The organism is Pedobacter sp., from assembly GCF_045628745.1.
Lineage (GTDB): Bacteria > Bacteroidota > Bacteroidia > Sphingobacteriales > Sphingobacteriaceae > Pedobacter.
Genome location: NZ_JAZQPU010000288.1, coordinates 1 through 1,845, shown reverse-complemented (window position 1 = coordinate 1,845; position 1,845 = coordinate 1). Strand labels below are relative to the sequence as shown.

Genomic DNA, 1,845 nt, shown 5'->3' with positions numbered 1-1,845 from the left:
TAGGTGCCTATATCGGTGGTGTCCACCTCTTCCCATTCCGAACAGAGAAGTTAAGCCCACCAGAGCCGATGGTACTGCGGTAACACGTGGGAGAGTAGGTCGGTGCCAAATCTTAAAGAAAGCCTGTAAGTGTAAACTTACGGGCTTTTCTTGTTTATAAACAACTTTTTTTAGCACAGTGTAGGGGCCTGAGTAAATAAGTAAAGTTTATAGTATTCAATATCACTTTTTTATTTTCTGTTTTTTTTAGCTGGCTGTTTTATTATAGGTTTAGAATAATGGGGTTTTAGCATAGCAAAAAACAGGGCAGATGGTTATCAACTAATACTACGGCTTGTTAGTCAATGATGGGATCCCTTTTTTTCTTTTTGATTTATCCATAAATAAATTGCTCCTACAAAAACCACATATATGGTGTAATTGAAAATAGCATGAGCATTTAAATGATATCGAAGTGTTAGCTGTTTCCAATATAAAGCTATTAACAAGAGCCTTGTAAGATTTAAAAATTGAAATCCTAGAATTCCCAAGGCTAGAAATACTAATTTTTGACTCAATGGTCTAGGAAAAGCAAGAATAAATGCGCTGAACAAACTCAGTATCCCATAACCCAAACAAGAATGGACCAGGATAAAACCACCTCCATCCTTAATGTGTAACCTGAACTGATCTGTATATACGTCATATCCTAGCATTCTTAAGAGGCTTGCAGTCGTACTGATGTTAAAATGTCTCCATTGGTTGATGTGATTTAAATGTTGAGCAATATACTCATTATAGTAGCCACCGGGCGTACTAACACCTATTATAGCTATATTGAAGTAATAGAAGATAAAAAATAACACAGGAAATATCACTAAGAATTTTAATGGTTTATGTTTTTTGATAGAAAGGTGGTGAATGGTATGTCTTTTTTTAATTTTAATTTCCTCCAGTTTTTCTTCTATTTTTATGTCTACCACTAAACGGAACCACAAACCTTGCATGATATGGAAAAATATTCCAGTTTTTCCTTCAAGTATTCCCCTCTGAACAATCATCCTATAAATAAAATAGAGAAAAGGACGTATATATAAGGGGAGCTGCCACCATAACCGCTTCATCCAGGCGTTTCTTTCATTGGGTGAACCGAATAAGTTTGGTTTAATACTTTGGATCCTTTGATGATGCATTCGCTCTATTTCTTCGGTAGCCATTAGGTCACTATAACGGTTATGCTTTTCTATCCAAAATTTGAAGTTGTTTTCTTTTAGATTTTCTTCAACCAGATGCCCGTTTTTCCAAATGGTTGTTTGACCAGGAACCTGAAATTTGTGGTCCATGTTTTCATTTAAGTCGGAGTAGCCTACTTGATACCTGAACATCTTTAATAAATATTTTGGATAATAACCCCCATATTTAATCCACTTTCCCTTATATATATTTTTGCGATTGAAGTAGATCCCATCCAGCTGCAGGTGATCTTTGTTTTTAAAGGCCAGCAACTGTATGCATAGTTCTGGTGAAACAACCTGGTCAGCATCTAAACCAATGATCCAGGGTGTTTTAATGGGAAAGGTATTTAAGGCCTGATCCCATTGCTGAGGATGGTTAACAAAGGGATGGTAAGCCGTACATATTTGATGAGCTTCACAAATTTGTAAAGTTTGGTCAGTACTTCCAGAATCCAACACAAATGTTTCAGCATCAAGTGCAGCTATAGAATTTAATAACCTCGGTAAGTGAATTGCTTCATTGAAGGTGAGGATGATAAAAGAAAACTCAGTTGACATGATGCTGATGTACTTGGTTGTACAGCTGGCCATACATGGTTAGTAATACTTTTTCTTTATAATCTTGCCTGAT

General features: G+C 35.9%; 1 protein-coding gene and 1 rRNA gene. One reads left to right on the top strand and one right to left on the bottom strand.

Annotated features, from left to right (window positions below):
- Positions 1-111 (top strand): 5S ribosomal RNA (gene rrf / locus ACR2F7_RS10720).
- 230 nt (positions 112-341) lie between these two features.
- Here rrf and ACR2F7_RS10715 read toward each other — a convergent pair.
- Positions 342-1,772: a glycosyltransferase gene (locus ACR2F7_RS10715; protein ID WP_432713559.1), complete on the bottom strand. Its 1,431-nt coding sequence runs from the start codon at positions 1,770-1,772 to the stop codon at positions 342-344.
- Positions 1,773-1,845 lie beyond the last annotated feature (73 nt).

Excerpts from the sequence above, each read along its gene's own strand:
- ACR2F7_RS10715 (WP_432713559.1), bottom strand. The coding sequence starts at position 1,772 with ATGTCAACTGAGTTTTCTTTTATCATCCTCACCTTCAATGAAGCAATT.